The sequence below is a fragment of the Kitasatospora sp. NPDC036934 genome, from assembly GCF_055608425.1.
On sequence record NZ_JBVJQR010000030.1, the window covers coordinates 23,261 to 46,933 of the forward strand.

A 23,673-nucleotide genomic window follows, 5' to 3' on the forward strand; every position below is an offset into this window, starting at 1 on the left:
GGCCGGGGCCGGTCCTCAGACGTGGCGGCGCAGGACCCCGCGGTCGACCCGCCACAGGGCGAGGCCTTCGGGGGCGGGCGGGGCCTGCCGGACGGGCGGGGCCGGGGTCGCAGGCCCGTCGGGGGCTTCCCCCAGCAGGGCGGCGGCGGCACCGAGCGGGGTCCGCGCCGCGAGGGCGTCCTCCTGCCGGCGGCGCAGCGAGGCCCTGGCCAGGGCCTCGGGGGCGGTGGCGGCGGTCCGGTACGCGGGGGCCCCGGCGGCCAGGCCGTCGGCGAGCCGGTCCGCGTCCGCTCCGGCCCTCCAGCAGAGGACGTGGACGGCCACGGCCCGCCCGGACGGGCTGCGACCGGTGAGGGAGGTGCGGCCCAGCACCGGGTGGCCGTGCCGCAGGGCCGCCGCCTGGGCGGTGCCCTCGGGGCCGAGCAGGGCGGTGAGGTGGTCGGTGGCGGCGGCGTCGCAGGCCAGGGAGAGGAGGACCAGTCCGTCCAGTTCGGGGGAGAGCGCGAGAGGGTGTCCGCCCCGCCGCCCCCGGTCCTCGGACGGTCCGTCGGCCGCGTCGGATGCGGCGTAGGCCTCGTAGGCCCCCTGGGCCGCCGGCGGCGACGGTCGGGCCGCCGCGTCGATCGCCGCCAGGATCCGGTCCGGGTCCAGCGATGGCCCGGTCAGGGCGAGGCCGGCCACGGCCCGCCGGTAGTGCCGGTCCGTGAAGGCGGCCGTGTCAGCCGGGGTGAGCCGGGCGAGCGCGTCCGCGTCGGCCCACCGGGTGGCGGCCAGGCCGTGGCCGGGGAGGGCGGCGTCGGCGACGGCGGGACCGAGGGCGAGCAGGGGGTTGGCGGCCGCCTGGCGGTGTTCCACCAGGACGGCCTGCCGCTCGGCCTCGAAGACGGTGTCGGCCAGGTCGGAGGTGCCCAGCAGGCCGGCGAGGCGGGCCGAGAGCGCGGGGGCGTCCTCGGGCAGGCTGACGGCGCTGAACCGGGTGGTGGTGTTGTCGGTGACTCCGCGCACCGGCGGCATCGAAGCCGGCCCCGGCGGCCCGGCGGCGATGCGGAGGTGCTCCGCCAGGTGTGCGGCGCCGAGGGCCGCCGGGCGGTCGTCGGCCGAGCCGGCGCGCACCAGCAGGACCGCGCCGGCGGTCCGTGCTCCCGGCCGTTCCAGCAGGCGGACGCGCAGTCCGCCGAGGTCCACCGAGGTCATGCCCATGTCCCACTCTCCAGGAAGTCCTCCGGTACCGCGCCGAGTGCCACCGTCGCCGGTGTCAGTCCTGCCGCCACGGACGGGAGCAGACCGTCGACGGCCCGTTCCCCCACCGCCGCCGCGAGCGCGGTCAGTTCGGGCTCGCCGCGCAGTCGGCGGCGCCGTTCGTCCACGGCGCCGAACGGCTGGTCGACCTGGGACAGCAGGGCGGTGCGCAGCCGTGCGGAGGCGTCCCGCCGTTCGGCCTCCGGGACGGGTCCGGAGAGCACCGAGTGGACGGTCTCCCGCAGCAGGTGCAGCGCCTCGCGCGCGTGCTCGGGCGCGACCTGCGCCTGGACGGCGAGCGCCGCGGTGCCCCGGCCGTCCGGTCCGCCGAGCCGGAAGGCGCCGAGCCCGTAGGCCAGGGGGCGTTCGCCGCGCAGCGCGCGGGCGAGGCGTCCGCCGAGGCCGTGGCTGCCGAGGAGTTCCACGGCCAGCTCGAGCGCGCCGGGCGCGGGCGGGTCCACCGGCAGCGCGAGGGCGACCCGGACGACGGCGCCGGGCAGCGGGACCGTGCGCCGGCCGCCGTGCCAGTGTCGCGGTCGCGGCTGTCGCACGGCCCCTGGCGCGGGCGCGGGCGCGTCGTCGCCCGCGCTGCGGTGGGTCACGGCCCGGTCGCCGCAGTTGGCGGCGAGGTACGCCCGCACGTCCTGCGGTCCGATCGCGGCCAGGCTCTGCTCCGTCCCGAGCGCGGGCCGGTCGGGGGCGCCCGTGGCGGTGGCCTCCAGGAGGTCCAGCAGCCGGGTGTACGGGTCGTCGCGGTACGCGGTCGCCAGGCGCAGCTGGGCGGCGACGAGTTCGCGGAGGCGGTCGGCCCCGGGCGGCGCGGCCAGGGCGAATGCCGTCCCGACCTCCGCGAGGTCGTCGTCCAAGCCGGACCAGAAGGCGAACGAGGAGCAGTGCGGGGCCAGTCGGTGGCGGGTGTGCCAGACCCTCGCGCGGGCCAGGGTGCCGGGACCGCCCGCCCGGGGGTCCATCAGGTGGCGTGCCGCGAGTGCCGCCAGGCCCGCGCGGTCCTGCGGGTCGTCGGCGGGGCCGTGCGGCAGGTCGACGATCACCGCTCGGCCCGTGTCGGGGGCGGCGCTCACGAGCGGTGCTCCGAGGCCGTGCCGGGCCCGGGGGCGAGGTCCTGGACCGTCAAGCGGCCCGGGTTCGCGGCCAGGGCGGCGAGCTGCCCCTTGGTGAGCCGTTCCCGGCGGCCGCCGAGGAGCCCGTCCAGTCCGGCGGCCAGTTCGTCCAGCAGGGCGAGCACGTCCGGTGTGGAGTCGTTGACCTCCACTTCCAGGCACGCGTACCGGCCCAGCGGGGCGACGCCGTCCTGCGGGGAGCGGAACTCCACCAGGTCGACGCTGTAGGCCAGCCAGGCCGGGATCTCCCGGAAGGCGCCGGTGCGCTTGTGCCGCACCTGGGTCAGCACGCCGACGGGGGCGAGGCGCCCTCGGGCCATGCCGTACCGGCGGAGGTGGCCGACGGGCAGTACGGCGGGGTCGTTCAGCAGGGCGCCGACCCGGGCGGGGTCGACCTTCTCGCTGACCTCCAGGCAGTCCCGGCGCCCGTCCCACAGGACGGTCTGCTTCAGGCGCAGCCAGGCGACCGAGGAGGCCCGGCCCGAGTTGACCACGCAGCCCAGGGAGTGCCCGGCGCGGGTCAGGCCGAAGTCGGCGTCGTCGGCGTACATGGTCGACTGGGTGACCGTCACCGGCGGTGAGCAGGAGGTCAGGTGGCGGTCGAAGAGGCCGTCCGTCAGGAGGTCCAGGGGCGCGGACCGTGCCTCGGCGGGGTCCAGGCGCCATTTGAACTCGTACTCGGTGCCGACGGACCGCCGGACGGCGGGCGGCACGCGAGTCACGGGGGCGGTGCCGCTGGTCGCCTCGGTCACTGGCTGTCTCCTCTGCCGGTCGTCGGGTCCTCGGGCGGTGTAGGCCGTCGGCTCATCGGTTGGTGTCGGCCGAGGTGAAGAGGGTGAAGACGTCGATGTCCCGGTCGGCGAGGCCGAGCACCGAGCGGCACACCTCGCGCATCACCGCCGCCGATTGCGGCGGCGGGCGGAAGTGCCCGGACTTGGTGTTCGCCACGACCATCTCCACCCGGTCGCGGCCGAGGAGGAGGACCTCTCCGGCCGCGCGGACCCGCAGTCGTTCCGGGACGAGCATCGGGTGGGCGACCGGCACGCCGTCCACGGTGGCGCGGTTGCGGCCGAAGGCGAGGTCGTGCAGTTCGAACGCCCGGTTCCAGACGCGGAGTTCGCCCTCGTCGGTGACGGCGAACATGAAGCAGGTCCGAGGGGCGAGGCGCTCGAAGGCCTGCCGCGCGCCGGTCACCGTCACGGTGTCCGCCATGACCCGTCCGGACACCGCCCGGTAACGGCTGTCGAAATGGGCCCGGCTGTATTCCACCACGGGCGGCGATTCGCTCACCAGGGTTCTCCAGGGAGTTTCCACGGAATTCGACGGCGCGCTCGCGGTATAGAGTTCCTGCACCAGGGCGCGCAATTCGTCGAGCCGGGATTCGAGGACCGGGTCGCCACGCCGTGACAACAGCATCGAGCGGACGGTGAGCAGTTCCTCGTAACGGACGAACACCACCGCTTGCGATCCGGCTCCGTAACGGTCGCCCATGGCCGCGGCCAGGTCCCGGTAACGGCGGAGGATGGCACCGCAGTCGAGGGGGGCGCTTCCGCCCGCCGCGCCGGTTCCGGGCCGTCGGCCGGCTTCGGTCCGTTCGCTGGTTCCGGCACTCATGGCGCTCGCTTTCGACACTCCGGGAGCTGGACGACGGTCGGGGCGGGGCCGCGACGACCCCGCCGTGACCGGGCCGGTCCTTGCGAACCGGCCCGGTCACGGCGTCAGGAGCGGTCTCAGATGGTGGTGCGCATCGAGGTGCCGCCGTCGGGCCAGGTGGCGCCCGCCTGCGCCGCGGCGAGGCTCTCCTCGCCGTCCACGGTGGCGTCGATGGCCCGGAGGCTGTCGACGATGGCGTCCACGCGGAGGTTCTCGTTCTGCAGATCCTTGTCCATGCTCATTTCTCCGTTCAGAAGGGTGAGATGACGTACTGCGGTGTGTGGCCGAGATTCCGATTCCGATTCCCGGCCGCGACTAGATCGTGTCCTCGGGGCAGCTCCGAAAACAAGTCTCATGGTGTGTGACCAACTTCTCCGGGGCATCTTGAACCCGGTGGTGGTACGTGCCCGTTGAAACGAATAGAGAGGGGGAATTCACCTGGTCCGGACGGCGGTTCCGGGGATCCCCCCATCGTCCGCCGGATACCGGCCACGAATGCCGGATACCGGCCACGAATGAGGAGTGCGTCATGCTGCTCAGGCTCCTGCGCACCCGTGTGCGCCCGCACCTACGGCCGGTCGGACTCCTGCTGCTGCTCCAGCTCGTCCAGACCGCAGCGGCTGTGGCGCTGCCCCGGTTGAACGCCGCGATCGTCGACCAGGGCGTCGCCTCCGGCGGTACCGGCACGATCCTGCGCTTCGGTGGGGCCATGCTCGGGCTGAGCGCCGTTCAGGTCGCCTGCACCGGCGGCGTCCTGCTGATCGGCAGCAGGGTCGCGGCCGCGATCGCGCACGACCTACGGGCCTCGGTGTTCCGGCACGTGCGGTCGCTCGGCCCGCGGGAGGTCGCCCGCTTCGGCGCCGCCTCGCTCGTCACCAGGACCGTCGGCGACGTCCAGCAGGTCCAGGCCCTGGTGCTGCTGGTCCTGGTGGTCACCGTCGCCGCACCGCTGACCCTGGTGTGCGGGGTGGTCCTCGCGTACGGCCAGGACCCCGCGCTGACCGCGCTGCTGGTGCTGGTCGTCCCCGCGCTCGGAGTGCCGACGGCATTCGCGGTGCGGCGGATGCGCCCCCTTCTGCGCGGCGGCCGGACGGCGCTGGACGAGGCAGCACGGGTGCTGCGCGAGCAGATCGGCGGTCAGCGGGTGGTGCGCTCCTTCTCCCGCGAGGAGGACGAGGCACGCCGCTTCGCGGTCCACAACGGCGAGCTGCTGTCCGTGTCCCTGCGCACGGGTCGGCTGATGGCCCTGATGTCGCCGCTGTCGGGCCTGGTCCTGAACTGTGCCGGGGTGGCCGTGCTGTGGATCGGAGGCCACCGGATCACCGGGGGCGGGCTGAGCGTCGGCGCGTTGATCGCCTTCCTCGGCTACCTCTCCCAGGTGCTGAGCGCCGTCGCCCTCACCGCCTATCTGTTCGTGGCGCTGCCGAGGGCGGAGGTGAGCGCGGAACGGATCCTCGAAGTCCTGGACACCGCGGCCTCCGTCCCGCAGCCCCGGAAGCCGGTGCGCGCGCCCCTGCGCGAGGGACGCCTGGAGATCCGCGACGCGGGCTTCCGCCACCCCGACGCCGAGGACCCGGTGCTGACCGGGGTCGGCCTCACCGCCGCGCCCGGCGAGACGGTCGGCGTGGTCGGCCCCACCGGAAGCGGCAAGTCCACCCTGCTGAACCTGGTCCTGCGGCTGCACGACACCACCACCGGGACCGTCCGGATCGACGGCGTCGACGTCCGCGACCTCGCCCCGGCCGCCCTCACCGGGACCGTCTCCGTCGTGCCCCAACGGCCCACGCTCTTCTCCGGCACGATCGCCGACAACCTGCGGCTCGGCCGCCCCGGCGCGACCGAGGACGAACTGTGGCGGGCCCTGGAGACCGCACAGGCCCGCGCGTTCGTCGAGGACCTGGACGGCGCCCTGCTGGCGCCGGTCCGGCAGGGCGGCGCCAACCTGTCCGGCGGGCAGCGCCAGCGGCTGGCGATCGCCCGCGCCCTGGTCGCGGACCCCGCCGTCCTGCTCCTGGACGACCCGGCCTCCGCTCTGGACCAGGCCACCGCCGCCGCCCTGCTGGCCGCGCTGGCACGGGCGAACACGGCCCGCACCGTTCTGCTGACCGGCCGACGGGCCGACGCCGTCCGCGACGCCGACCGCATCGTGGTGCTGGAGGCCGGGCGGGTGGTGGGCACCGGTACGCACGCCCAGCTGCTCGCCGGCAATGCCACCTACCGGGCACTGGCGCGCAGTCGACCGTCCGTCGACGGCGACGCGCCGCCACCCGACGCCGCCGCCGACCGCACCGCGCCCGTCGGAGGCGGCGCATGACCGCCGTCCGGAGGCTGGCCGCCCTCTTCCACGAGGAGCGCCTGACCCTCGCCGCCGCGCTCGCCGTCTGCGCCACCGGGGCCGCCCTCGCGGTGTCGGGCCCGCTCCTGCTCGGCAGGGCGACGGACCTGCTCCTCGCCGACACCCCCGGCCCCTTCGACTTCACCGCCCTCGGCCGCCTCCTGCTGCTGGTCCTCGCCGTTCACGCCGCCGCCGCGCTGCTCAACCTGCTCGGCGTCCGGCTCGCGGTCCTGGCCGTCGAACGTGCCGTCGCCCGGCTGCGCGAACGGCTCCAGACCAAGATCGCCCGGCTCCCGTTCGGCTTCCTCGACGCCCAACCGCGCGGGGAGGTGCTCAGCCGGGCCACCAACGACCTCGACACCGTCGCCCAGACCGCGCACCAGGTCGTCGGACAGACCGTCAACTCGCTGGTGACCATCACCGGCGTCCTCGTGATGACGTGCCTGCTCTCCCTCGAACTGACCCTGCTCACCCTCGCCCTCGTCCCGGTCACGGCCCTCGCCACCCGGGCGATCACCCGACGGGCGCGGCGGCGCTTCACCGCCCAGGCGACGGCGGCCGGGGCTCTCACCGCCCACGTCGAGGAGATGTACACCGGCCACGCCGAACTCCGGGCCTTCGGCCGGGGACAGTCCGCCACCCGGGACTTCGACCGCCACAACGCCGATCTGCGCGACGCCGCCGCCGGTGCCCAGCTGCTCGCCGGTTCCGTCGAACCGGTGACGGTGTTCCTCGGCGGCCTCGGCTACGTCCTGGTCGCCGTGGTCGGCGGCCTGAGGATCGCCTCCGGGAGCATGACCGTCGGCGAGGTGCAGGCGTTCGTCCAGTACGTCCGCCAGTTCAACCAGCCGATGGCCCAGCTCGCGGGGCTCACCGCCCTGGTCCAGGCCGGAATCGCGGCCGGGACGCGGATCGTCGACCTCCTCGACACCGAGGAGCAGCCGCCCGACCCGCCCCGGCCCGAACGGCCCGCCGCCCCGCGCGGCGCCGTCGCGTTCGAGCGGGTCTGCTTCTCCTACACCCCGGACCGCCCGCTGATCGAGGAGCTGTCGCTGGAGGTGCGGCCCGGGCGGACGGTGGCCGTGGTCGGCCCCACCGGCGCCGGGAAGAGCACCCTGGCGGACCTGCTGCTGCGCTTTCACGAGCCGAGCGCGGGCCGCATCCTCCTGGACGGCGTGGACACCGCGGCGATGACCCGCGCAGACCTGCGCTCCCGGGTCGGGCTGGTGCTCCAGGACCCGTGGCTGTTCCACGGCACGATCGAGGAGAACATCGCCTACGGTCGCCCCGGCGCCAGCCCGGCCCAGGTGGAGGCGGCGGCCCGTACCGCCAGAGCCGACCACTTCGTGCGCACCCTGCCCCTCGGCTACCGGACGGTGATCGGCGGGGACGACGGGGAGCCGGGCCTCAGCGCCGGTGAACGGCAGCTGATCACCATCGCCCGCGCCTTCCTCGCCGACCCGGCCGTCCTCGTGCTGGACGAGGCCACCAGCGCGCTGGACGCCCGGACCGAGGAACTCGTCCGCGAGGCCCTGACGGCACTGCGGAGCGGGCGGACCACCTTCGTGATCGCCCACCGCCTCGGCTCCGTCCGTGACGCCGACACCATCCTCGTCCTGCGGAACGGGAGCATCGCGGAACAGGGCACCCATGAGGAACTCCTCGCCGTCGACGGCGCCTACGCCCGTCTCCACCTCGCCCACCCGTCGCCGTGACCGGCCCGGCCCGCCGCTCTCCTGGTCGTCGGCGAGGCCGTTCAGCTCGTCGGCCCGTCCCCGGGTCACGACTTGACCTGGGTATCGGTGGCTTCGGCGCCCAGCACGCGATGGCGGTCAACGAGACGATCGCCGCGTTCGTCCTGGGCGTCAGCGCGCCCGGGGCCGCGGGCGGGGTCGGCACGGTGCACTCCTGGTCGACCGAGGCCGCGCGGTGGTGTGGAAAGGCCCCGGCCGGCAAGCGGCTCTGACGGAACAGGTGCTCCCTGTGGTGTACCGGACGGCTTTCCCGCCAGGCACGGCAGTGTGTCCCATGTTCGAACCCCAGGGGGCCGCCAATTCGGTCCCCGTCAGGACGTCACGGGATTGCGTGCGTCCAAGGGGACGCTGGCCAGGGCAAGACGGTCACGACCCACCGGGCTCTGGGTCTGCTGCCGCGACGACTGCCACCGCCGCCGCATGCGGAAAGGACACCGGTGAACACCCCCACCCCCGACGCCACGGCCACCGCCGCTGTGCCTGCGCCGGCCGAGGCCGAGCCCGTCCTGGACCCGGTGTCGTCGAAGGCCTTGCGTGCGCCCGCGGTGCGCCGTCTTCTCGGCCTGCGTGCCGAGGGCCGGCTCACCCGTTCGCACGTCCGCACCACGGCGCAGTGCCTGGAGGTCTCGGACCGGACGGTGTGGCGGTGGCTGGCCGACGCCACCGCGACGCCCGCCAGCGCGGACGATCCCGGGGCCCGCCACGGCGACCGGTTCGAGATCACGCCCGAGGTCCGGGTGCTGCTGGCCTACTGGCGCGGCAACGCTTCCGCGGTCCACCGCGAACTCCTCGCCCGCGCAGCCGCCGTCGATACCGCGCCCGTCGATGCCGCCGCCGTTGATGCTGCGGCCGGAGCAGCCGTCCCACCGGCATTCGCGTCTCGGCCGGCTGCCCCGGCGGTTCCGGGCGGCGCACCAGCGGCTGCGGTTCCCGCGTTGGAGCGGGTGCCGTCGCTTGCGACGTTCCCGCGTGCAGTGCGCCGTGATCTGACGGCGGGGGAGCGGGCCGGGTACCGGAAGGGTTCCGAGGCGGCCCGCGCTCCGGACGTGTTCGGCAAGCGCCCCCGCACCTGGCGCAAGCATCCGGACGGCGCAGCGGCTGCATCCCGGAACTCGCGGTCGGTGGCGCGGAGTACGGTGATCAGCGCCAGGAGCATCAGCACGCCGTGGGCCGGCATCGACAGGTACGGCGCTACGCCGGGCGCGATGAACTTCAGGTAGCTGCCGAAGGACGAGAGCTGGACCAGGACCGGCAGGTACCAGAGCTGCCGCGGGCGTTGGGAGGCGGCGAGCACGCTGAGGATGTCCGCGACGTAGAAGTAGCGCTCGTGCATGGACGGCAGCAGGAAAGGCACCGCGATCGCGGAGGCGGTGGCCAGCAGCAGGACAACCGGTGCGGTGGGTCCTGTGCGCGCATTGCCCCCGGTGCGCTCCTCCGGCCGGGCCTGGCGCGTGCGCCGCACGGCCCGGACCGTCGGCCAGGTCAGCGCCAGGACCAGCAGGCCCGCGACCAGGACGCCCGCCCGGCGCACCGGGTCCTCCTCGCCGTACGGCACCGAGACGAACTGGTAGACCGTCGGCGCGTTGAGCGTGAGGTCCTTGTAGGTCCCCGTCTGCCGCACGTACACCGTCAGCAGCTGCCAGGGGTCGGAACCGAGGAGGACGGCGGGGACGTCGAGTGCCACGTATGCGGCCGGGATGGCCAGCAGGCTCCGCCACGGTATCCACCGGGTCAGGACGGCGACGAGCAGCAGTGGGAACAGGAAGACCGCCTGGAGCTTGAAGGCCAGGGCGATCCCGAAGAACGAGCAGGTCCACCAGGGACGCCCGCGCAGGAGATGGTGGACGCCTGCCACCAGGAAGGTGGTGAAGACGGCGTCGGACTGGGCCCACCAGCCGCTGTTGGTCACGACCGTGGGCAGGAACAGCACGATCACCGCCGCGGTGAGCGCCCGCCGGGGCCGGTGCGGCGACTGCCGTGCGACGATGCGGTAGGCGTAGGAGGCGAGCGCCAGGTCGAAGAGGATCGACAGGCACTTGACGCCCTCCATCGCCGGCACCGGCAGGTAGGTGAGCGCGGCCATGAGGTACAGGTAGGGGACGTTGTAGTCCGAGAAGTCGGCGTTGCCGAGGGCGTGGAACCCGCCCTGCTCCGTGATGTACCGGTACCAGGGACCGAGGAAGCGGTACCAGTCCGGCGATTCGTACTCCAGCAACAGGAACCGGAGTAGGAGCGCGGACGCCACCGCCGTCACCGCGGTCAGGACCAGGACCGTCGAGTCGGCCCGGTCCGGAGGCGGTCCTTCGTTCCGGCGTGGTTCCTCGGCGACTGTCTCGGACATCGGTCTCCCGTTGGGCTGGGCGGAAAGGTTCGCGCGTCGGGGCACCTGTCGCGCCCGGGGGCATGGCAGGGCCGCGGCGGGGCGCCCGTCGCGCGGCCCGCCTGTCGTGTGTTCGTTGTTCCTCAGGGCCGCCGGCCGCCGTGCTCCTCACGAGTCGGCGTGGCGCCGGCGCTTCGCGTCAGCCCTTCGTCGGGCTCAGCGGACCTCGGCCACCCGGGGGCCGTACTTCGCTTCGATCTGCGCCGCCGCGGTCTGCCACTGCGGCGTGTCGACCACCACTCCGGCGCCGTCGATGGCGAGGGTCACCGCCTCGATCTCCACACCCTTGGCCCGCCAGTCCTCCCGGTCCGCTCGGATCCGGGCGCCGAACGCCGACAGTTCGTCGCGCGAGCCGGCCGCGACGGCGAACTGCAGCTTCACCGTCGGCCAGTCGGTCAGCGCCGAGGCCGCCGCCGCGTCCAGGCCGCCGCCGGGGACCCGCATCACGTAGAGCGTGTTCGTGTTCGTGTCGCGGCAGGTGCCGAAGTAGTGGTCGCGGTAGCTCGCCATCGCCATGTACTCGATGGCCTGACCCGCCCGTTCCAGGTCGGACTGCGCCGGCGTGGCGTACGACAGCGGTGACGGCGAGCCCGAGAGCGTGGGCCCGGACGACGGGTCATCGGACGACGGGTCATCGGACGACGGGGCACCGGACGATGCGGGCCCCGCCGGCGACGGGGAGTCCGGCAGCACCTGCTTGCCGTGCTGGTGCAGGCCCGGCGTCCGCCAGCCCGTGGGTCCGTTCGCGCACTCCAGGATCACGGCGACCGAACGCGTCGTTCCCGGTGCCGGGCCGGCCAGACCCACGCCCGCACCGGCCGGGCCCGTCCGGGAGTCCCCGGAACCGCTGCCGAGCTGTGTCAGCGCCCCCGCTCCGAAGGCCAGCACCGCCACCGCTGCCGCGCCCCGCAGGGCCCTCTGCCGCCGCGCCCGCCGCCGCCCGGCCGCGTGCAGCTCGGCCAGCGGCGCGCTGCCACCGACCCGTCCCGCATGTTCTGCGAGCCGGCCCGCCAACTCTTCCTCGAATGCGGCCTCAGCGCTCACGGCCCCACCAACTCCCTCACCAGTTCCATTTCCTGCCGAAGCGCCTTGATCCCGCGCACCAGGTGCGTCTTCGCCGTAGGCAGCGAACACCCCAGTTCCTCCGCCACCTGCGCGACCGGCAGATCCAGGTAGTAGCGCAGCACCACCGCCGCCCGCTGCCGCCGCGGGAGCCCGGCCAGCGCCGCCGCCAACTGGTCGTCCCACCCGCTCTCCTGGACCACCGGCCTGTCCGGCAGAGCGGAGGTGAGCTCCTCCCGTTTGGTCCGGCGCCACCGCGAGACATGGGTGCGGACCATCGTCGTGCGGACGTATCCCTCGGCGGCCCCCGCGTCCCGGATCACCGACCGCTTCGGGTAGACCTGCACCAACGCGTCGTGCAGGAGGTCCCGGGCGTCATGAACGTTCCCGGTGATCAAGTACGCCCCCCGCAACAGGGTCTGGTACCGCGCCGCGACGAACTCGTCGAACGGGTCGGATCGGCAGCCCCCCGGGCGCCTCAGTTCGCGCTTCATACTCCTTGGACGCACCACCCGCCGAAAACGGATGACAAGACGTCGATGTCAATTTCCGCAGGCCAGTGTGACGGGCGGCTCCGTACGGACTTCGGCTCCGTCTCGTCATCGGCGGTAGCGCCGTGCAGTGATCACTGGAGGAGGATTCGGTGGCGGAGCGGACCGAGCCCGCCCGGCCGCGCACGGCCGGGCGGCGAGCACCATGTCCTGGGCCGTGTCTGACAATCGATCTTGTGGTGGGTCGAGGAGAGATAACGGATGCCGCGTGGGCTCGGATAGAGCCGTGGAGGTCGAGTCAGCAGCTGCCGCCGGACGAGCAGGAGTTGTCGGTGGCGGGGGTGCCGAGGGTGATGAGCTGCGGTGCGGCCGGGGCCGGGCAGCAGCCGCCGTCGCTCTGGGCGGCGGCGGGCTGGTCATAGAGTCCGGCGCCGCCGCAGACGCCGGTCTCGGGGAGGGTGAGTTCGACGCGGGCGGCGTCGTCGTGGTCGCCGGCGAGGGCGGCGGCGACGGAGCGGACCTGCTCGTAGCCGGTCAGGGCGAGGAAGGTCGGGGCGCGGCCGTAGGACTTCATGCCGACGAGGTAGACGTCCTTTTCGGGGTGGGAGAGCTCATTCGCGCCGTGGGGGTAGACGGTGCCGCAGGAGTGCTGGTTGGGGTCGATCAGCGGGGCCAGCTCCACCGGGGCCTGGAGGCGGTCGTCCAGTCCCAGCCGCAGTTCGGTGAGGAAGGACAGGTCGGGGCGCAGGCCGGTCAGGACGACGATCTCGTCCAACTCCTCGGCGCGGGTGCCGTCCTCGGCGACCAGGGTCAGCGTGCTGTCGGCGGAGCGTTCGACGGCGGCGGTGCGGAAGCCGGTGAGGGCGTCGGCGTATCCGTCCTCGACGGCGGCCTTGGCGGCAAGGCCCAGTGCCCCGCGGGCGGGGAGCTGGTCGGCGGTGCCGCCGCCGTAGGTGGAGCCGGTGAAGCCTCGGCGCAGCACCCAGACGGCGTGGGTGCCGGGCGCAGCCTTCGCCAGGTCGGCGAAGGCTGCGAGGGCTGTGAACGCGGAGGCGCCGGTGCCGACGACGGCGGTGCGCTTGCCGGCGTAGCGGGCCCGGACGGCGGGGTCCTTGAGGTCGGGGATGCGGTAGGAGATGCGGTCGGTGGCGGCGCGCTCGCCGAGGGCGGGCAGGCCGTTGGCGCCGAGCGGGTTGGGGGTGGACCAGGTGCCGGACGCGTCGACGACGGCACGCGCCAGAAGGCGCTCCTCGCGGCCGTCCGGGTGCTTGACGTGGACGGTGAAGGGCTGCTCCTCGCGGCCGGCGTCGACGATCCGGTCCCGCCCGGCGCGGGCGACACCGGTGACGCGGGCGTCGTAGCGGACGCGCCCGCCGAGCGAGTCGGCGAGCGGCTGCAGGTACTGCGCGACCCAGTCGCCGCCGGTCGGGTAGGCGTCGGCGTCGGGGCGGGTCCAGCCGGTGGGGGTGAGCAGCTTCTCGGCGGAGGGGTCGACGACCTCGGCCCAGGGGGAGAACAGCCGTACGTGCGACCAGGCGCGCACCGAGGCCGCGGCAGACGGCCCGGCTTCCAGGACGAGCGGTTCGATGCCGCGATCCAGCAGGTGGGCTGCGGCGGCCAGGCCGATCGGTCCGGCTCCGACGACGAGGACGGGCAGGCCGGTGGTCTCGGAGGTCATGGCGGCTATCTCCCCTTCGCGCTGGGCGGTGCGGGCGGGCGTGCCGCGTCCGCCTGATTCGACAAGCGTCGATGTGTTGTCGCCTTCGACCTTGCCACCGGGAATCGATGGATGTCAACATAGACGTATGTCGAATTCACGAGTGGAGTCGCCGGTGCTCGAGCCGGAGGCGGTGCCGTGCTGCCCACCGCTGACCTCGGCGGAGCTGTCCGAGGCGGACGCGGCGCGGATGGCCGCGATGTTCAAGGCGCTCGGCGACCCGGTCCGGCTGCGGCTGTTCTCAAAGGTCGCCTCCCACCCGGGCGGGGAGGCGTGCGTGTGCGACATCCAGGACGTCGGGGTCTCCCAGCCGACCGTCTCGCACCACCTCAAGAAGCTGCGCGAGGCCGGTCTGCTGGCCTCCGAGCGGCGTGGCACCTGGGTGTACTACCGGGTCGAGCCGTCCGTGCTGGCGGGTCTTGCCCAGTTCCTCGGCCTGAACCACTGACCCGCCCCCGTCCCCGTCCTTCTGGAGGACTGCCGGGCCGGTCGCCCTTCCGCGGCTCGTCCCGATGTTGCCCGCGCACGCCGAAGAGGTCCTGACGATCTACCGGGCGGGCATCGAGGAGGGCAACGCCACCTTCGAAACGGAGGCCCCCGTCTGGGATGCCCTCGACGCGGCCCGGTTGCCCGCGCACCGGTACGTCGCCCTCGGCGAGGACGGGGAGGTGTCGGGCTGGGCGGCGGTCGGCGCGGTCTCCGCCCGCCCCGCCCACGCCGGGGTGGCCGAGCACTCCGTCCACGTCCACCCCGAGCACCGCGGCCGGGGTGTCGCGGGCGTGCTGCCGGCGCGGCTGACCGACTCCACCGAGCAGGTCGGCATCCGGACGGTCCAGTCGTCCGTCTTCCCCGAGAACACCGCCAGCTCGCCCTGCACGCCCGCGCCGGGCTTCCGGACCATCGGCACCCGCGAACGCGTCGCCCGCCGCCACGGCCGCTGGCGCGACACCGTCCTGATCGAGCGCCGCAGCTCCGTCGTCCGCTGATCGCGGGCCGGTGAGGCGAACTCGGGGCGCCGCCCGCCCCGGTGCCGGTGCCGGAGCGGTGGCGGTGCGCCTGCCGCCGCTCCGGCGTGCGGTGGGTCAGTGGCCGCCGGCGAGTTCGCCGGTGAGCTTGCCGTGGAGGTCGGCGCTGGGGTCGTTCAGGCCGGTGATCTCCACGGTCTTGCGCGCTGCTCGTACTCTCGCCGGCAGCGAGCGCGAGGCTCTGCTGGAGCGTGTGCGCGACTACGAGCGGGCCGCGGTCGAGCAGGTGGAGAAGCTACGGGTGCAGCTCTCCCGTACCGAGGACTTCGCCGCCACCCTGGCCGCGCGCCTGGAACGCAACGCCCCCGCCGCTCGGACCTGAGTCGTCGGGCGAGAACCGCTGACGCCCCGGGCCCGGTCTCCCGGCAAGAGGCTTGCCGGGAGGCCGGGCCCGAGAGGCCTGCGGTGGCGGCTCAGGAAGCCGACCGGAACTTCCTGCGCCAGGCGAGGGAGACGTACACCAGGGCGATCAGCACCGGAACCTCGATCAGCGGGCCGACGACGCCGGCCAGGGCCTGGCCGGAGGTGACGCCGAAAGTGCCGATGGCGACCGCGATGGCGAGTTCGAAGTTGTTGCCCGCGGCGGTGAAGGCGAGGGTGGCGGTGCGGTCGTAGGTCAGCCCCAGGCCCTTGCCGAGAGTGAAGGTCCCGAACCACATGATCGCGAAGTAAGCGAGCAGCGGCAGGGCGATGCGGGCGACGTCCAGTGGCTGGGAGGTGATCGTCTTCCCCTGGAGGGCGAACAGGATCACGATGGTGAACAGCAGCCCGTACAGCGCCCAGGGGCCGATCCTCGGGAGGACCTTGGCCTCGTAGCGTTCGCGGCCGAGCTTCTTCTCCCCGAGGCGGCGCGTGAGGAACCCGGCGACCAGGGGGATGCCGAGGAAGACGACGACGTTGAGCGCGATCCTCCACATCGAGACGTCGAGGTGCTCGCCCTTCCCGAGACCGAGCCAGCCCGGCAGCAGGTCGAGGTAGAACCAGCCCAGCACGCCGAACATGACGACCTGGAACACCGAGTTCAGGGCGACGAGGACGGCGGCGGCCTCACGGTCGCCGCAGGCCAGGTCGTTCCAGATGATCACCATGGCGATGCAGCGGGCCAGGCCGACGATGATCAGCCCGGTGCGGTACTCGGGCAGGTCGGCCAGGAAGGTCCAGGCCAGGGCGAACATCACGGCCGGGCCGACGAGCCAGTTGATGACCAGCGAGGAGACCATGAGCTTGCGGTCGCCGGTGACGGTGTCGAGCCGGTCGTAACGGACCTTCGCCAGCACCGGGTACATCATGACCAGCAGGCCGAGTGCGATGGGCAGCGAGATCCCGCCGATCTCGACCTTGGCGAGGGCGTCGTTCAGCCCCGGGATCAGCCGGCCCAGGCCGAGGCCGAGGGCCATCGCGACGAGGATCCACACCGCCAGGTAGCGGTCGACGAAGGACAGCTTCTTGGCGACCGAGGCCGCCTCGGGTTCGGTCTCGGGGGCGGGCGCGGCGCGCGGCATCAGCAGGACCTCTTGACGTCGGCGTTGGCACGGGAGGTGGCGGCGAGGTCGGCGAACTGCCCGGACAGGGCCTCCAGCACCTCCGGGCGGAGCCGGTAGTACGTGAACCGCCCGCAAGGCTCGGTGTCCACCACGCCCGCCTCCCGCAGCACCTTGAGGTGGTTGGAGAGGTTGGTCTGGCGGGCGCCGGTCTCCTCCACCAGGTGCGTGGTGCACAGGGTCTCGCGGGCCAGCAGGGTCACGATCTGCAGCCTGAGCGGGTCGGACAGAACGCGCATCAACTCAGTGTCGACTGACATCACCATGGACTGATACTTTCACGTCAGCAGGGGCTGACACCAGCGGCAGCTGATACGTTCTGCAGCCGCCTGCCCGCCACCGCCCGCCGCGGACCGCGCCCCCCGACGGCGCCGCCCCGGCTCGGATACCCGAGACCAACGAAGGACCGCCCACCGATGACCGCCGCGCCGCTCGCCTCCGTGCTGTTCGTCTGCGTCCACAACGCTGGCCGCTCCCAGATGGCCGCCGGCTTCCTCACCCACCTCGCCGGGGACCGCGTCGAGGTCCGCTCCGCCGGCTCCGCCCCCGGCGGCCGGGTCAACCCGGCGGCCGTCGCCGCGATGGCCGAGGTCGGCATCGACATCTCCGACCAGAAGCCAAAGATCCTCACCACCGAGGCCGTCCAGTCCTCCGACTACGTCATCACCATGGGCTGCGGCGACGCCTGCCCCTTCTTCCCCGGCAAGAAGTACCTCGACTGGAAGCTGGAGGACCCGGCCGGACAGGGCGTCGAAGCCGTCCGCCCCATCCGCGACGCCATCAAAGTCCTCATCGAGCAGCTGATCGCCGAGATCGACGCCAAGGCCGCCACCGGACAGGAGGGCTGACCCCCACCGCACTGCCGCCGAAGCCCTGTCGGCCCCGCGGGCGCAGGCCCCGGTCTTCGGGAACCTGCGGATGACCCTGGAACGCGGTCGCCGCGCCGCGCAGATCCGGCCCCTCGTCCAGGCCCTCGATGACGCGGACCACGACTACCAGGAGGCCCACCGTGCCGAGGCGCAAGCCAGGATGCGACTGCCCGACCCGCAGCGCAACGACACCGGCGAGGGCCTCACCGCCGCCGAGAATCGGCTGAAGAACGACCTCGGCCGTCTCGACGCCCTGCGCCACGACGAACAGCGCTCCGAAGAAGCGAAGTTGATCTTAGGAGGAGATTGAGGCGGCGAGCAAGATCACGCCGGGTCGGGCCCGGTGCGTCGGCACCAGGGATTGAGGGCGCCCGCCTGCTTCCGTCGGGGAGAGTTGAGCGTCGAATCCCGAAAAACCGCGTACGGCGGCCGACAGGAACCGTACGCCCGGTGACTGCTGTCTTTCATTCGGTGAACTCCTGGGAACGGCCCGGGGAACGATCTAATGCCGCATCAGGCAACGTTTACCCCGCCGTGAACGCCTGCCCCATCTGCCGGTCCTGCTGGAGACCGCAGAGCGCGTCCGCAGCGAGGCAGCCGCGCTGTTGGAAGCCGCCCGAGCCACCCCCTTCGAAGAGGTCTTCGAGCACGAGGGCACCCGCTACCTGCGCATCCTGCCCAAGGTCAACCAGATCCCCAGCCGCCTGGATCACGGCTCCCAGAGCCGGACCAGGTGAGGGGATTCGCTGTCGGACCTGGCCGCTAGATTGATCGGATTGCCTCAGAGGAGAGGGAGCGTAATCGTGGAGCAGTCGGGCGTCGCAGCGCTCACACAGATCATGTCGCCGGAGCACGGTGCGGACGAACAGGTCGACTGGGCTGCCGCTGAAGCGACCTGGCACGTTCGCTTTCCCGCTGACTACAAGAGCTTCATGTCTGTCTACGGCGGCGGCTCGATCAACGGCGAGGCCAGCGTCCTGCTTCCCCTCCCTGCGGAAGGCATTCAGTGGGACCCCGGCGACATCGCAGGGGAGACCGAGAATGCCCGCTATGGCTGGGAAATGGAGGGCGGCCGGGCCGCTCTCGATGTCGATCCGGAGCACATCCTCGCCTGGGGAATCACCTCTGGGCCAGACATTCTCTGCTGGCTGACTGACGACAGTGATCCGGACCGCTGGCCGGTCCTGGTCTACGGGCGGCACACAAACCCGACCTTCACGGTCCACCCGTTCGGCATGGTCGAGTTTATCCGTCGGTTGGTCCAGAAGGACCACGACCGGTGGTCGCCCTGGCCGATCAGCATCGGTGGTGAGCTTTGGAACTGTTCACCACCGACCTTCGTCCACTGGCGGGTGGCGCAACTCCGCTGGAAGGCAGGACTCGACCCTGCCACTGGCGAACCAGACCCCTACGCTGACATGTTCCCTCGCTGACGGCGCTCAACGGATTCATGACCAGCCTCATCGAGATGAGCGAACGCGAGTACTTCTCCAACGTCGGCAAGCGGCCCGGGATGTTCGTCGGCCACCCTTCCTTCCACGCGCTGACTGCATTTCTCAGCGGATACGACCAGAACGCGGCCCGGCACCGGTCTCCAGGACTGGCGGGATGGCGCGAATGGCTCGTCGCCCGGCGAGGGCAGGGCTGCAACCATGCATGGCCCGGCCAGGTCCTGCACATCGCTCTTCCCGACGGCTGGGACAGCCCCTGGGACCTGCCGCCTGAGGACGAAGCCCGCGCGATCGAGGTTCTCTTCCAACTGCTCGACGAGTTCCTTGCGGACCGAGAGAGCAGCGAAGAAACCCAGGTCACCTGAGCATCGAAGCAGCAGCCTCCAGGAGGGATCGCATGTTCGCCGACGTTCACGGCCCCACCCTGACCGAGCCACCCATCTTGCCTCTCTGGTCGCGCAGAGCCTTCCACTGCTCGACCAGGAGCGCGGAATGGAGGCCGCCCAACGCTTCCTGCACAGTCAGGGGGCCAGCGTCATCGACTCCATCGTTGTCACCCGCGAACTGCTCGGCGCGGGCCAAGGATGCCTCGGGACGGCGAAGCAGATCGTACTCACGAGTACAGCCCGGACTACCGAGCTGAGGGGGCATCAACGGCTCATCGAGGGCAACGAGGAAGCGTGATCGCCATGGCCCAGGGGTGTCGCCCAGAAGTGTGCTCTGCCTCACATCTTGGTGGCCGCAATGCAATACGGCCCGGGAACGACGTGGCGAACGCCCTCGCCGAGTGCCTCCCGCTCAAAGACAACACGGGCTGATCCGCACACGGCCTCTGCGGACACAAGCCGCATGTTCGCCACTGAAGCCGTCACGGGGGGCCTGCCCGTCCACATCGCCGCCCGCATCCTCGGGCACAAGACGCTGACCACCACCCAGGCATACCTCGCCGTCTTCCAAGACGACCTGGTGCGGACCTACCGCAGCTTCCTGGACCGGCGCCGGGCCGATCGGCCCCAGGAGGAGTACCGCGAGCCCACCGACCAGGAGTGGTGCGACTTCCAGCAGCACTTCGAGCTGCGCAAGGTCTCCCTCGGTACCTGCGGACGGCCCTACGGCACCCCGTGCAAGCACGAACACGCCTGCTGCCCTGTCCTCCAGATTGACCCCCGCCAACGGGGCCGCCTCATCGAGATCATCCAGAACCTCCGCGAACGCATCCGCGAAGCCCGTGGCAACGGCTGGCTCGGAGAAGTCGAAGGGCTCCAGGTCAGCCTCGACGCCGCCACCGCCAAGCTCAACAGCCTCGGTCGGGCCCCGACCGACGGCCGACCCCAACTGGTCGACCTCGGCATGCCCGTCTTCACCGACCCTGCACCGCCGCCTCCGCGAGAACCGGGAGGACACGGGGCCCGGGCCTGAGCCTCTCGTGGAGTCACAAGCCAGCAGCGGTGAGCATCCGATACATCTGGGTCGGCCGCAACGCGGGGTTGGCAGCGGCATCGTCGACTACCTGGGGGTCTGGGTCAGAGAGCAGGTGCTCCAGCAACGCGTCCGTGACGTTGGGGTGACGGGCGACCCCGCGGCGCAGGAAGGACTCGGCAGCGGCGGCGAGTTGCTGAAGGTCTGGCACAGGTAGTTCTGGGTCTTGCAGGGCGAGGTAGCGCACGTTCGGGCTTGGTTCGGCAACGAACGTGCGCAGCATGTGACGGGGGAAGTTGGGGTGTTCGACGAGTAGCGGTCGGATGTGGAATACGTCGCCGTGTGCGCGTACCAGTCCTTCCAGGGCCTCCGGTGGTGTGGTCGGCCGGCCGGCGGCAGCACGACGGACCGCGAGTTCCGGGTCGTTGTCCAGCCGACGCCATGCCTCTTCGGGTGGGTCATGGCAGGAGGCCAGTACGCGCCGGAATGTCGTGTACTGGCAGTCCACGTAGGTCATCCGCTCGTTGAGGGGCGCTTCGCGCAGCCACTCCGGTTCGGCAAAGTTCCAGTTCAGGGCCACCTCGGCCTCGACGCTTCCGTCCGCGCGTTCGGCTTCTACGAGCGCATACAGTCGGTCGCGGGTTTCGGCGTCTACATGGCGACTCTGCGCCGCCGCGACCCGCACGAGCGGGTCGGCGATGTCCAGTAGCCGGGCAACCATCTCTGCCGATAGATGAGGGTTCCCGGCGACAGCCTGATGGACCTCCTCTTCCTCGCTCCGAATGAGCTGCGCAAACTGCTCCGACGTGAGCGGGACGTGGCGCGCCACGTTGACGCGCACAGCAGCGTCGGCCAGGCAACGCTCCCTCCACTCAGGCGGGGCACCCGGTTGCTTGCGCTCGGTGGCGGCTGCACGGACCTGCGGATCCGGGTCAGCGAGTAGTTCCACTTGCACGGCGAGAGGCCGGTCGTACCAGGCTCGTGCGACCGCAGCACGCAGGCTCGGACTCGGCGCGCTGACGAGTGCCGTCCGAGGCTGGCCGTAGGCTTCCTCCAGATCATCGATACCGATCGACACTTTGCGCTCCACCATGTCGCGGACAATGTCTGTGTAAGAGGCCGCGCGGATAGGCGGATGGAGGCTGGCCAACAGCCGTGGTGGGCGCGAGTCCTTGATCATGGAGTTGCTGACGCTCTGTGATGGTTCGATCCGCTTAGATGCTTGGCTGCTACCGGCGCTGGGACCGGCGACGGGCTGCTGGAGGTTCCCGTAGTGCCAGCTGGCCGGGGGTTTCGGGGCGTGTCGCATACTGGCCGAATGAACAACGCCTCCATCCGGGACTCCTACGACGCGGTCGCGGACGTGTACGCGCAGGGCTTCACTGCGGATCTGGCCTCCAAGCCGTTGGACCGTGCCATGCTGACGGCCTTCGCCGAGCAGGTCCCGAATGAGGGCCTCGTGGGCGACGTGGGGTGCGGTCCTGCCCAGGTGGCGTGCTTCCTGGCCGATCTCGGGGTCCCGGTTCTGGGGTTGGATGTGTCGCCGGGCATGGTGGAGGTGGCCCGGGCGCGTAGGCCTGGCCTGGATGTGCGGGTCGGATCGATGCTCGACCTTCCGCTGGGAGACGGTGAGCTGGCCGGTGTGGTGGCGTTCTACTCGCTGATCCATCTCCAGGTCGAGGAGCGGCCGCTGGCCTATGCGGAGTTCGCCCGGGTGCTGCGGCCGGGAGGCCTTGTCCTTGCGGCGTTCCATGCGGGTCAGGAGGTTCGGCATCTGGACTCCTGGCTCGACCGTCCGGTCTCGCTCGACTTCTTCGCTCTTCGCCCAGAGGAGGTGGCCGCGGGCCTCTCCGCCGCCGGATTCGCAGTGGAGGCGACATTGATGCGGGGACCGTATCCGGGTGAAGCGGACACCGAGCGCGCGTATCTGCTGGCCCGCAGGCTGGAATGACCTGGGCCTGTGGATGGGTGGTCGCTCATGGTCGGCGCCGGGGGCGTGTGTCCCAGCGGTGGGTGGTCCAGGCCCGGCGGATCAGGCTGCGGACGGTGATGATGGTGTCGGCGAGGTCGAAGAACGCGTTGATGACGGTGGTGCGGCGTTCGTAGCAGCGGGCGAGGCGGTGGAAGGCGTTCTGCCAGGCGTGGGTGCGTTCGACGTGCCACCGCCGACTCGCCTGGATCGCCGCCTTCTCGCCCTTGTGGGCGATCTGCCCGTGCAGCCCTCGACCGTTCAGTTCGCTGCGAGTGCCGGCGGAGTCGTATCCGGCGTCCAGATGCACGGTGATGTCGTCCGGCAGCGGGCCAAGTTCGCTCAGGAGGTCGAGAGTTGGGGCCAGGAGCGGGAAGTCGTGGCGGTTCGCGCCGGCCAGGACGCGTCCGAGCGGGATGCCGTAGCCGTCGGTCATCCCGGAGCGTTTCATGCCCTGCTTGCCCCGGTCGACGGGTGAGCGTCCGGCCGCTTCGCCTCCGCCGGGCGCCTTGGTGATCGCACCGTCCACCGCGATCTGCTCCAGGGCGAGGCCGACGATCCGGTCGTAGGCGTCAAGTGCGAGCTGTTTGAACTGGGCGAATACGCCGAGGCGTATTCACTCGTCACGGCGGTTGCGGATCGTCGTGGCCGAGCAGGTGGTGTCGGCGATCGCCTCGTAGGAGCAGCCGAACCGCAGGAGCTGGACGAGCTTGTCGAACACGATCCGGTCGCCGATCCGTCTGCGGTGACAGCCCAGCGGGTGGTCCGGATGGAAGACCGACCGCTCGGGCAGCAGCGCCGAGAATTGGTCCCAGAGCGGATCGGTGAGCCATGATGGCAGGACAGGCACAGGTCTCCCCAGTGATCACAGAGCGTCGCAACTCCGTGATCATCCGAGACCTGTGCCTCCTGCTGCCGGGAGCTACCCGTCGCCTATCCGCGCGAGTTCTTAGTCCGGAAAAGGGCATCCGGACTCATCGAAATCCTCGCCCGCGAAGTTCGCGACCGTGGCCACCAGGTCGAGGTCGAGCACCTCCACGTCCACCTGCCCCGCGTGCTCGGGCCAGCCAGCTCGTGATCACGTCCTCGGCTCCGAAGGCACTGCGATCACCCAGCCGATTCCGGATTCCTGGCCGAACCGTCCTCATAGGAGCTGCTGGGAGTGAGGCCTTCGACGAACGAACGGAAGTCGTCGGCCAGGACAAACTCTGCATTGAGGTCGGTCTCGAACCAGGTGACCGACGGCTCGCCATCCCGTCCGCACACGCGGTAATCGAGCCCAATCCAGCAATGTCCATCGCCAGAGAGCAGCACGAGCGGCGTCGGCAGGCCCCACTCCTCAACCAGGTACGGAGTGTCGAGCAGCGAGGTAGCCCCCTCGTCGCGCCCGATGCCCATCAGGTGGTCGAAGGGCACATGGTCTTCGCTCCACGAGGTCGGCTGATTGGTGGGAAACGCGTCGTGATCATCCGCCACGACGCCGCCGTTCTGAACCCGAAGGAGGTGAAGCAGCGCCAGCGGCAGTGTCACACCGAGCTCACGCTCGGCCTCCTGCACCATCTCGTCCGTCAGGGGCTCTTGGACGCCGAAGTCGCCGCTGTTCCAGAACGTCGCCACGACCTCATCGAATCGGTTCACGAAGCGCAG

Annotated in this window: 26 protein-coding genes and 2 pseudogenes; 14 read left to right on the forward strand and 14 right to left on the reverse strand. The window is 71.7% G+C overall.

From position 1 onward, the window contains the following. Positions 1–15 precede the first annotated feature (15 nt). The 5 genes from ACZ7BZ_RS32085 to ACZ7BZ_RS32105 all read right to left on the reverse strand — a co-directional run bounded on the left by ACZ7BZ_RS32085 (position 16) and on the right by ACZ7BZ_RS32105 (position 4,249). Positions 16–1,200, reverse strand: a complete 1,185-nt coding sequence (locus ACZ7BZ_RS32085; protein ID WP_470361407.1) for a peptidase M16 family protein — start codon at positions 1,198–1,200, stop codon at positions 16–18. Further along, positions 1,191–2,321: an insulinase family protein gene (locus ACZ7BZ_RS32090; RefSeq protein ID WP_470361408.1), complete on the reverse strand. Its 1,131-nt coding sequence runs from the start codon at positions 2,319–2,321 to the stop codon at positions 1,191–1,193. Before ACZ7BZ_RS32090 ends, ACZ7BZ_RS32085 begins: the two co-directional genes overlap by 10 nt. Further along, entirely contained in the window at positions 2,318–3,112 is a 795-nt protein-coding gene (locus ACZ7BZ_RS32095; RefSeq protein WP_470361409.1) for a hypothetical protein, read from the reverse strand. The genes ACZ7BZ_RS32090 and ACZ7BZ_RS32095 overlap by 4 nt, the downstream gene beginning before the upstream one ends. Before the next feature lie 52 nt (positions 3,113–3,164). Next, positions 3,165–3,974, reverse strand: a complete 810-nt coding sequence (locus tag ACZ7BZ_RS32100; protein WP_470361410.1) for a hypothetical protein — start codon at positions 3,972–3,974, stop codon at positions 3,165–3,167. Positions 3,975–4,090: 116 nt separating this feature from the next. Then, positions 4,091–4,249 carry a hypothetical protein gene (locus ACZ7BZ_RS32105; RefSeq protein WP_360240007.1) on the reverse strand — a complete coding sequence of 53 codons (159 nt, stop codon included), beginning with the start codon at positions 4,247–4,249 and terminating at the stop codon, positions 4,091–4,093. A 293-nt stretch (positions 4,250–4,542) separates the two neighbouring features. Here ACZ7BZ_RS32105 and ACZ7BZ_RS32110 point away from each other — a divergent pair, with 293 nt between their 5' ends. The 3 genes from ACZ7BZ_RS32110 (at position 4,543) to ACZ7BZ_RS32120 (ending at position 8,314) form a co-directional block, all read left to right on the forward strand. Then, the gene (locus tag ACZ7BZ_RS32110) at positions 4,543–6,327 is read left to right on the forward strand and encodes an ABC transporter ATP-binding protein (protein ID WP_470361411.1); all 1,785 of its coding nucleotides are present in this window, start codon (positions 4,543–4,545) and stop codon (positions 6,325–6,327) included. Continuing rightward, a complete protein-coding gene (locus ACZ7BZ_RS32115; RefSeq protein WP_470361412.1) occupies positions 6,324–8,063 on the forward strand; it encodes an ABC transporter ATP-binding protein in 1,740 nt (579 codons plus the stop codon). Before ACZ7BZ_RS32110 ends, ACZ7BZ_RS32115 begins: the two co-directional genes overlap by 4 nt. A gap of 110 nt (positions 8,064–8,173) precedes the next feature. Continuing rightward, a complete protein-coding gene (locus ACZ7BZ_RS32120; protein WP_470361413.1) occupies positions 8,174–8,314 on the forward strand; it encodes a hypothetical protein in 141 nt (46 codons plus the stop codon). A 536-nt stretch (positions 8,315–8,850) separates the two neighbouring features. On the opposite strand, the gene ACZ7BZ_RS32125 is transcribed toward ACZ7BZ_RS32120, so the two are convergent. The 4 genes from ACZ7BZ_RS32125 to ACZ7BZ_RS32140 all read right to left on the reverse strand — a co-directional run bounded on the left by ACZ7BZ_RS32125 (position 8,851) and on the right by ACZ7BZ_RS32140 (position 13,713). Then, on the reverse strand, positions 8,851–10,443 hold the full coding sequence (locus ACZ7BZ_RS32125) for a glycosyltransferase 87 family protein (protein ID WP_470361414.1): 1,593 nt from the start codon (positions 10,441–10,443) through the stop codon (positions 8,851–8,853). Positions 10,444–10,638: 195 nt separating this feature from the next. After that, positions 10,639–11,526 carry a hypothetical protein gene (locus ACZ7BZ_RS32130; RefSeq protein WP_470361415.1) on the reverse strand — a complete coding sequence of 296 codons (888 nt, stop codon included), beginning with the start codon at positions 11,524–11,526 and terminating at the stop codon, positions 10,639–10,641. Next, positions 11,523–12,038: a SigE family RNA polymerase sigma factor gene (locus ACZ7BZ_RS32135; RefSeq protein ID WP_470361416.1), complete on the reverse strand. Its 516-nt coding sequence runs from the start codon at positions 12,036–12,038 to the stop codon at positions 11,523–11,525. The genes ACZ7BZ_RS32130 and ACZ7BZ_RS32135 overlap by 4 nt, the downstream gene beginning before the upstream one ends. 295 nt (positions 12,039–12,333) lie before the next feature. Beyond that, positions 12,334–13,713, reverse strand: a complete 1,380-nt coding sequence (locus ACZ7BZ_RS32140) for an FAD-dependent oxidoreductase (protein ID WP_470361417.1) — start codon at positions 13,711–13,713, stop codon at positions 12,334–12,336. Positions 13,714–13,840: 127 nt separating this feature from the next. Here ACZ7BZ_RS32140 and ACZ7BZ_RS32145 point away from each other — a divergent pair, with 127 nt between their 5' ends. The 3 genes and pseudogenes from ACZ7BZ_RS32145 to ACZ7BZ_RS32155 all read left to right on the forward strand — a co-directional run. Next, positions 13,841–14,200 carry an ArsR/SmtB family transcription factor gene (locus ACZ7BZ_RS32145; protein WP_470361418.1) on the forward strand — a complete coding sequence of 120 codons (360 nt, stop codon included), beginning with the start codon at positions 13,841–13,843 and terminating at the stop codon, positions 14,198–14,200. A gap of 64 nt (positions 14,201–14,264) precedes the next feature. Further along, positions 14,265–14,738, forward strand: a complete 474-nt coding sequence (locus tag ACZ7BZ_RS32150; protein ID WP_470361419.1) for a GNAT family N-acetyltransferase — start codon at positions 14,265–14,267, stop codon at positions 14,736–14,738. 205 nt (positions 14,739–14,943) lie between these two features. After that, positions 14,944–15,099: pseudogene (locus ACZ7BZ_RS32155) on the forward strand (MerR family transcriptional regulator); the annotation flags it as partial. Between the two features lie 91 nt (positions 15,100–15,190). Here ACZ7BZ_RS32155 and arsB read toward each other — a convergent pair. Together arsB and ACZ7BZ_RS32165 are read right to left on the reverse strand one after the other, a co-directional pair. After that, on the reverse strand, positions 15,191–16,279 hold the full coding sequence (gene arsB / locus ACZ7BZ_RS32160) for an ACR3 family arsenite efflux transporter (protein WP_470361420.1): 1,089 nt from the start codon (positions 16,277–16,279) through the stop codon (positions 15,191–15,193). Then, a complete protein-coding gene (locus ACZ7BZ_RS32165; RefSeq protein WP_470361421.1) occupies positions 16,279–16,584 on the reverse strand; it encodes an ArsR/SmtB family transcription factor in 306 nt (101 codons plus the stop codon). Before ACZ7BZ_RS32165 ends, arsB begins: the two co-directional genes overlap by 1 nt. A gap of 150 nt (positions 16,585–16,734) precedes the next feature. Between ACZ7BZ_RS32165 and ACZ7BZ_RS32170 the strand changes: the two genes are divergently transcribed. From ACZ7BZ_RS32170 to ACZ7BZ_RS32200, 7 genes are all read left to right on the forward strand, one after another. After that, the gene (locus ACZ7BZ_RS32170; RefSeq protein ID WP_470361422.1) at positions 16,735–17,166 is read left to right on the forward strand and encodes an arsenate reductase ArsC; all 432 of its coding nucleotides are present in this window, start codon (positions 16,735–16,737) and stop codon (positions 17,164–17,166) included. A 70-nt stretch (positions 17,167–17,236) separates the two neighbouring features. Continuing rightward, a complete protein-coding gene (locus ACZ7BZ_RS32175) occupies positions 17,237–17,497 on the forward strand; it encodes a hypothetical protein (protein ID WP_470361423.1) in 261 nt (86 codons plus the stop codon). A gap of 295 nt (positions 17,498–17,792) precedes the next feature. Next, positions 17,793–17,924 carry a hypothetical protein gene (locus tag ACZ7BZ_RS32180; protein ID WP_470361424.1) on the forward strand — a complete coding sequence of 44 codons (132 nt, stop codon included), beginning with the start codon at positions 17,793–17,795 and terminating at the stop codon, positions 17,922–17,924. 66 nt (positions 17,925–17,990) lie between these two features. Continuing rightward, positions 17,991–18,620 carry an SMI1/KNR4 family protein gene (locus ACZ7BZ_RS32185; RefSeq protein ID WP_470361425.1) on the forward strand — a complete coding sequence of 210 codons (630 nt, stop codon included), beginning with the start codon at positions 17,991–17,993 and terminating at the stop codon, positions 18,618–18,620. 17 nt (positions 18,621–18,637) lie between these two features. Continuing rightward, entirely contained in the window at positions 18,638–19,003 is a 366-nt protein-coding gene (locus ACZ7BZ_RS32190; RefSeq protein WP_470361426.1) for a hypothetical protein, read from the forward strand. A 127-nt stretch (positions 19,004–19,130) separates the two neighbouring features. Beyond that, positions 19,131–19,322, forward strand: a complete 192-nt coding sequence (locus tag ACZ7BZ_RS32195) for a hypothetical protein (RefSeq protein ID WP_470361427.1) — start codon at positions 19,131–19,133, stop codon at positions 19,320–19,322. 165 nt (positions 19,323–19,487) lie between these two features. After that, positions 19,488–20,057, forward strand: a complete 570-nt coding sequence (locus ACZ7BZ_RS32200) for an integrase (RefSeq protein WP_470361428.1) — start codon at positions 19,488–19,490, stop codon at positions 20,055–20,057. A 13-nt stretch (positions 20,058–20,070) separates the two neighbouring features. On the opposite strand, the gene ACZ7BZ_RS32205 is transcribed toward ACZ7BZ_RS32200, so the two are convergent. After that, complete coding sequence (locus ACZ7BZ_RS32205; RefSeq protein WP_470361429.1) at positions 20,071–21,237, reverse strand: hypothetical protein; 1,167 nt, start codon at positions 21,235–21,237, stop codon at positions 20,071–20,073. Between the two features lie 138 nt (positions 21,238–21,375). Here ACZ7BZ_RS32205 and ACZ7BZ_RS32210 point away from each other — a divergent pair, with 138 nt between their 5' ends. Continuing rightward, entirely contained in the window at positions 21,376–22,008 is a 633-nt protein-coding gene (locus ACZ7BZ_RS32210) for a class I SAM-dependent methyltransferase (protein WP_470361430.1), read from the forward strand. Positions 22,009–22,033: 25 nt separating this feature from the next. Here ACZ7BZ_RS32210 and ACZ7BZ_RS32215 read toward each other — a convergent pair. Together ACZ7BZ_RS32215 and ACZ7BZ_RS32220 are read right to left on the reverse strand one after the other, a co-directional pair. Continuing rightward, positions 22,034–22,876, reverse strand: a pseudogene (locus ACZ7BZ_RS32215) (IS5 family transposase). Positions 22,877–23,133: 257 nt separating this feature from the next. Next, on the reverse strand, positions 23,134–23,664 hold the full coding sequence (locus tag ACZ7BZ_RS32220) for an SMI1/KNR4 family protein (protein WP_470361431.1): 531 nt from the start codon (positions 23,662–23,664) through the stop codon (positions 23,134–23,136). Positions 23,665–23,673 lie beyond the last annotated feature (9 nt).

Coding starts and splice junctions, on each gene's coding strand:
- ACZ7BZ_RS32085 (WP_470361407.1), bottom strand. CDS start 1,200: ATGGGCATGACCTCGGTGGACCTCGGCGGACTGCGCGTCCGCCTGCTG.
- ACZ7BZ_RS32100 (WP_470361410.1), bottom strand. CDS start 3,974: ATGAGTGCCGGAACCAGCGAACGGACCGAAGCCGGCCGACGGCCCGGA.
- ACZ7BZ_RS32105 (WP_360240007.1), bottom strand. CDS start 4,249: ATGGACAAGGATCTGCAGAACGAGAACCTCCGCGTGGACGCCATCGTC.
- ACZ7BZ_RS32110 (WP_470361411.1), top strand. CDS start 4,543: ATGCTGCTCAGGCTCCTGCGCACCCGTGTGCGCCCGCACCTACGGCCG.
- ACZ7BZ_RS32115 (WP_470361412.1), top strand. CDS start 6,324: ATGACCGCCGTCCGGAGGCTGGCCGCCCTCTTCCACGAGGAGCGCCTG.
- ACZ7BZ_RS32120 (WP_470361413.1), top strand. CDS start 8,174: ATGGCGGTCAACGAGACGATCGCCGCGTTCGTCCTGGGCGTCAGCGCG.
- ACZ7BZ_RS32125 (WP_470361414.1), bottom strand. CDS start 10,443: ATGTCCGAGACAGTCGCCGAGGAACCACGCCGGAACGAAGGACCGCCT.
- ACZ7BZ_RS32135 (WP_470361416.1), bottom strand. CDS start 12,038: ATGAAGCGCGAACTGAGGCGCCCGGGGGGCTGCCGATCCGACCCGTTC.
- ACZ7BZ_RS32140 (WP_470361417.1), bottom strand. CDS start 13,713: ATGACCTCCGAGACCACCGGCCTGCCCGTCCTCGTCGTCGGAGCCGGA.
- ACZ7BZ_RS32145 (WP_470361418.1), top strand. CDS start 13,841: ATGTCGAATTCACGAGTGGAGTCGCCGGTGCTCGAGCCGGAGGCGGTG.
- ACZ7BZ_RS32150 (WP_470361419.1), top strand. CDS start 14,265: ATGTTGCCCGCGCACGCCGAAGAGGTCCTGACGATCTACCGGGCGGGC.
- arsB (WP_470361420.1), bottom strand. CDS start 16,279: ATGCCGCGCGCCGCGCCCGCCCCCGAGACCGAACCCGAGGCGGCCTCG.
- ACZ7BZ_RS32165 (WP_470361421.1), bottom strand. CDS start 16,584: ATGGTGATGTCAGTCGACACTGAGTTGATGCGCGTTCTGTCCGACCCG.
- ACZ7BZ_RS32170 (WP_470361422.1), top strand. CDS start 16,735: ATGACCGCCGCGCCGCTCGCCTCCGTGCTGTTCGTCTGCGTCCACAAC.
- ACZ7BZ_RS32175 (WP_470361423.1), top strand. CDS start 17,237: ATGACCCTGGAACGCGGTCGCCGCGCCGCGCAGATCCGGCCCCTCGTC.
- ACZ7BZ_RS32190 (WP_470361426.1), top strand. CDS start 18,638: ATGACCAGCCTCATCGAGATGAGCGAACGCGAGTACTTCTCCAACGTC.
- ACZ7BZ_RS32195 (WP_470361427.1), top strand. CDS start 19,131: ATGGAGGCCGCCCAACGCTTCCTGCACAGTCAGGGGGCCAGCGTCATC.
- ACZ7BZ_RS32200 (WP_470361428.1), top strand. CDS start 19,488: ATGTTCGCCACTGAAGCCGTCACGGGGGGCCTGCCCGTCCACATCGCC.
- ACZ7BZ_RS32205 (WP_470361429.1), bottom strand. CDS start 21,237: ATGATCAAGGACTCGCGCCCACCACGGCTGTTGGCCAGCCTCCATCCG.
- ACZ7BZ_RS32210 (WP_470361430.1), top strand. CDS start 21,376: ATGAACAACGCCTCCATCCGGGACTCCTACGACGCGGTCGCGGACGTG.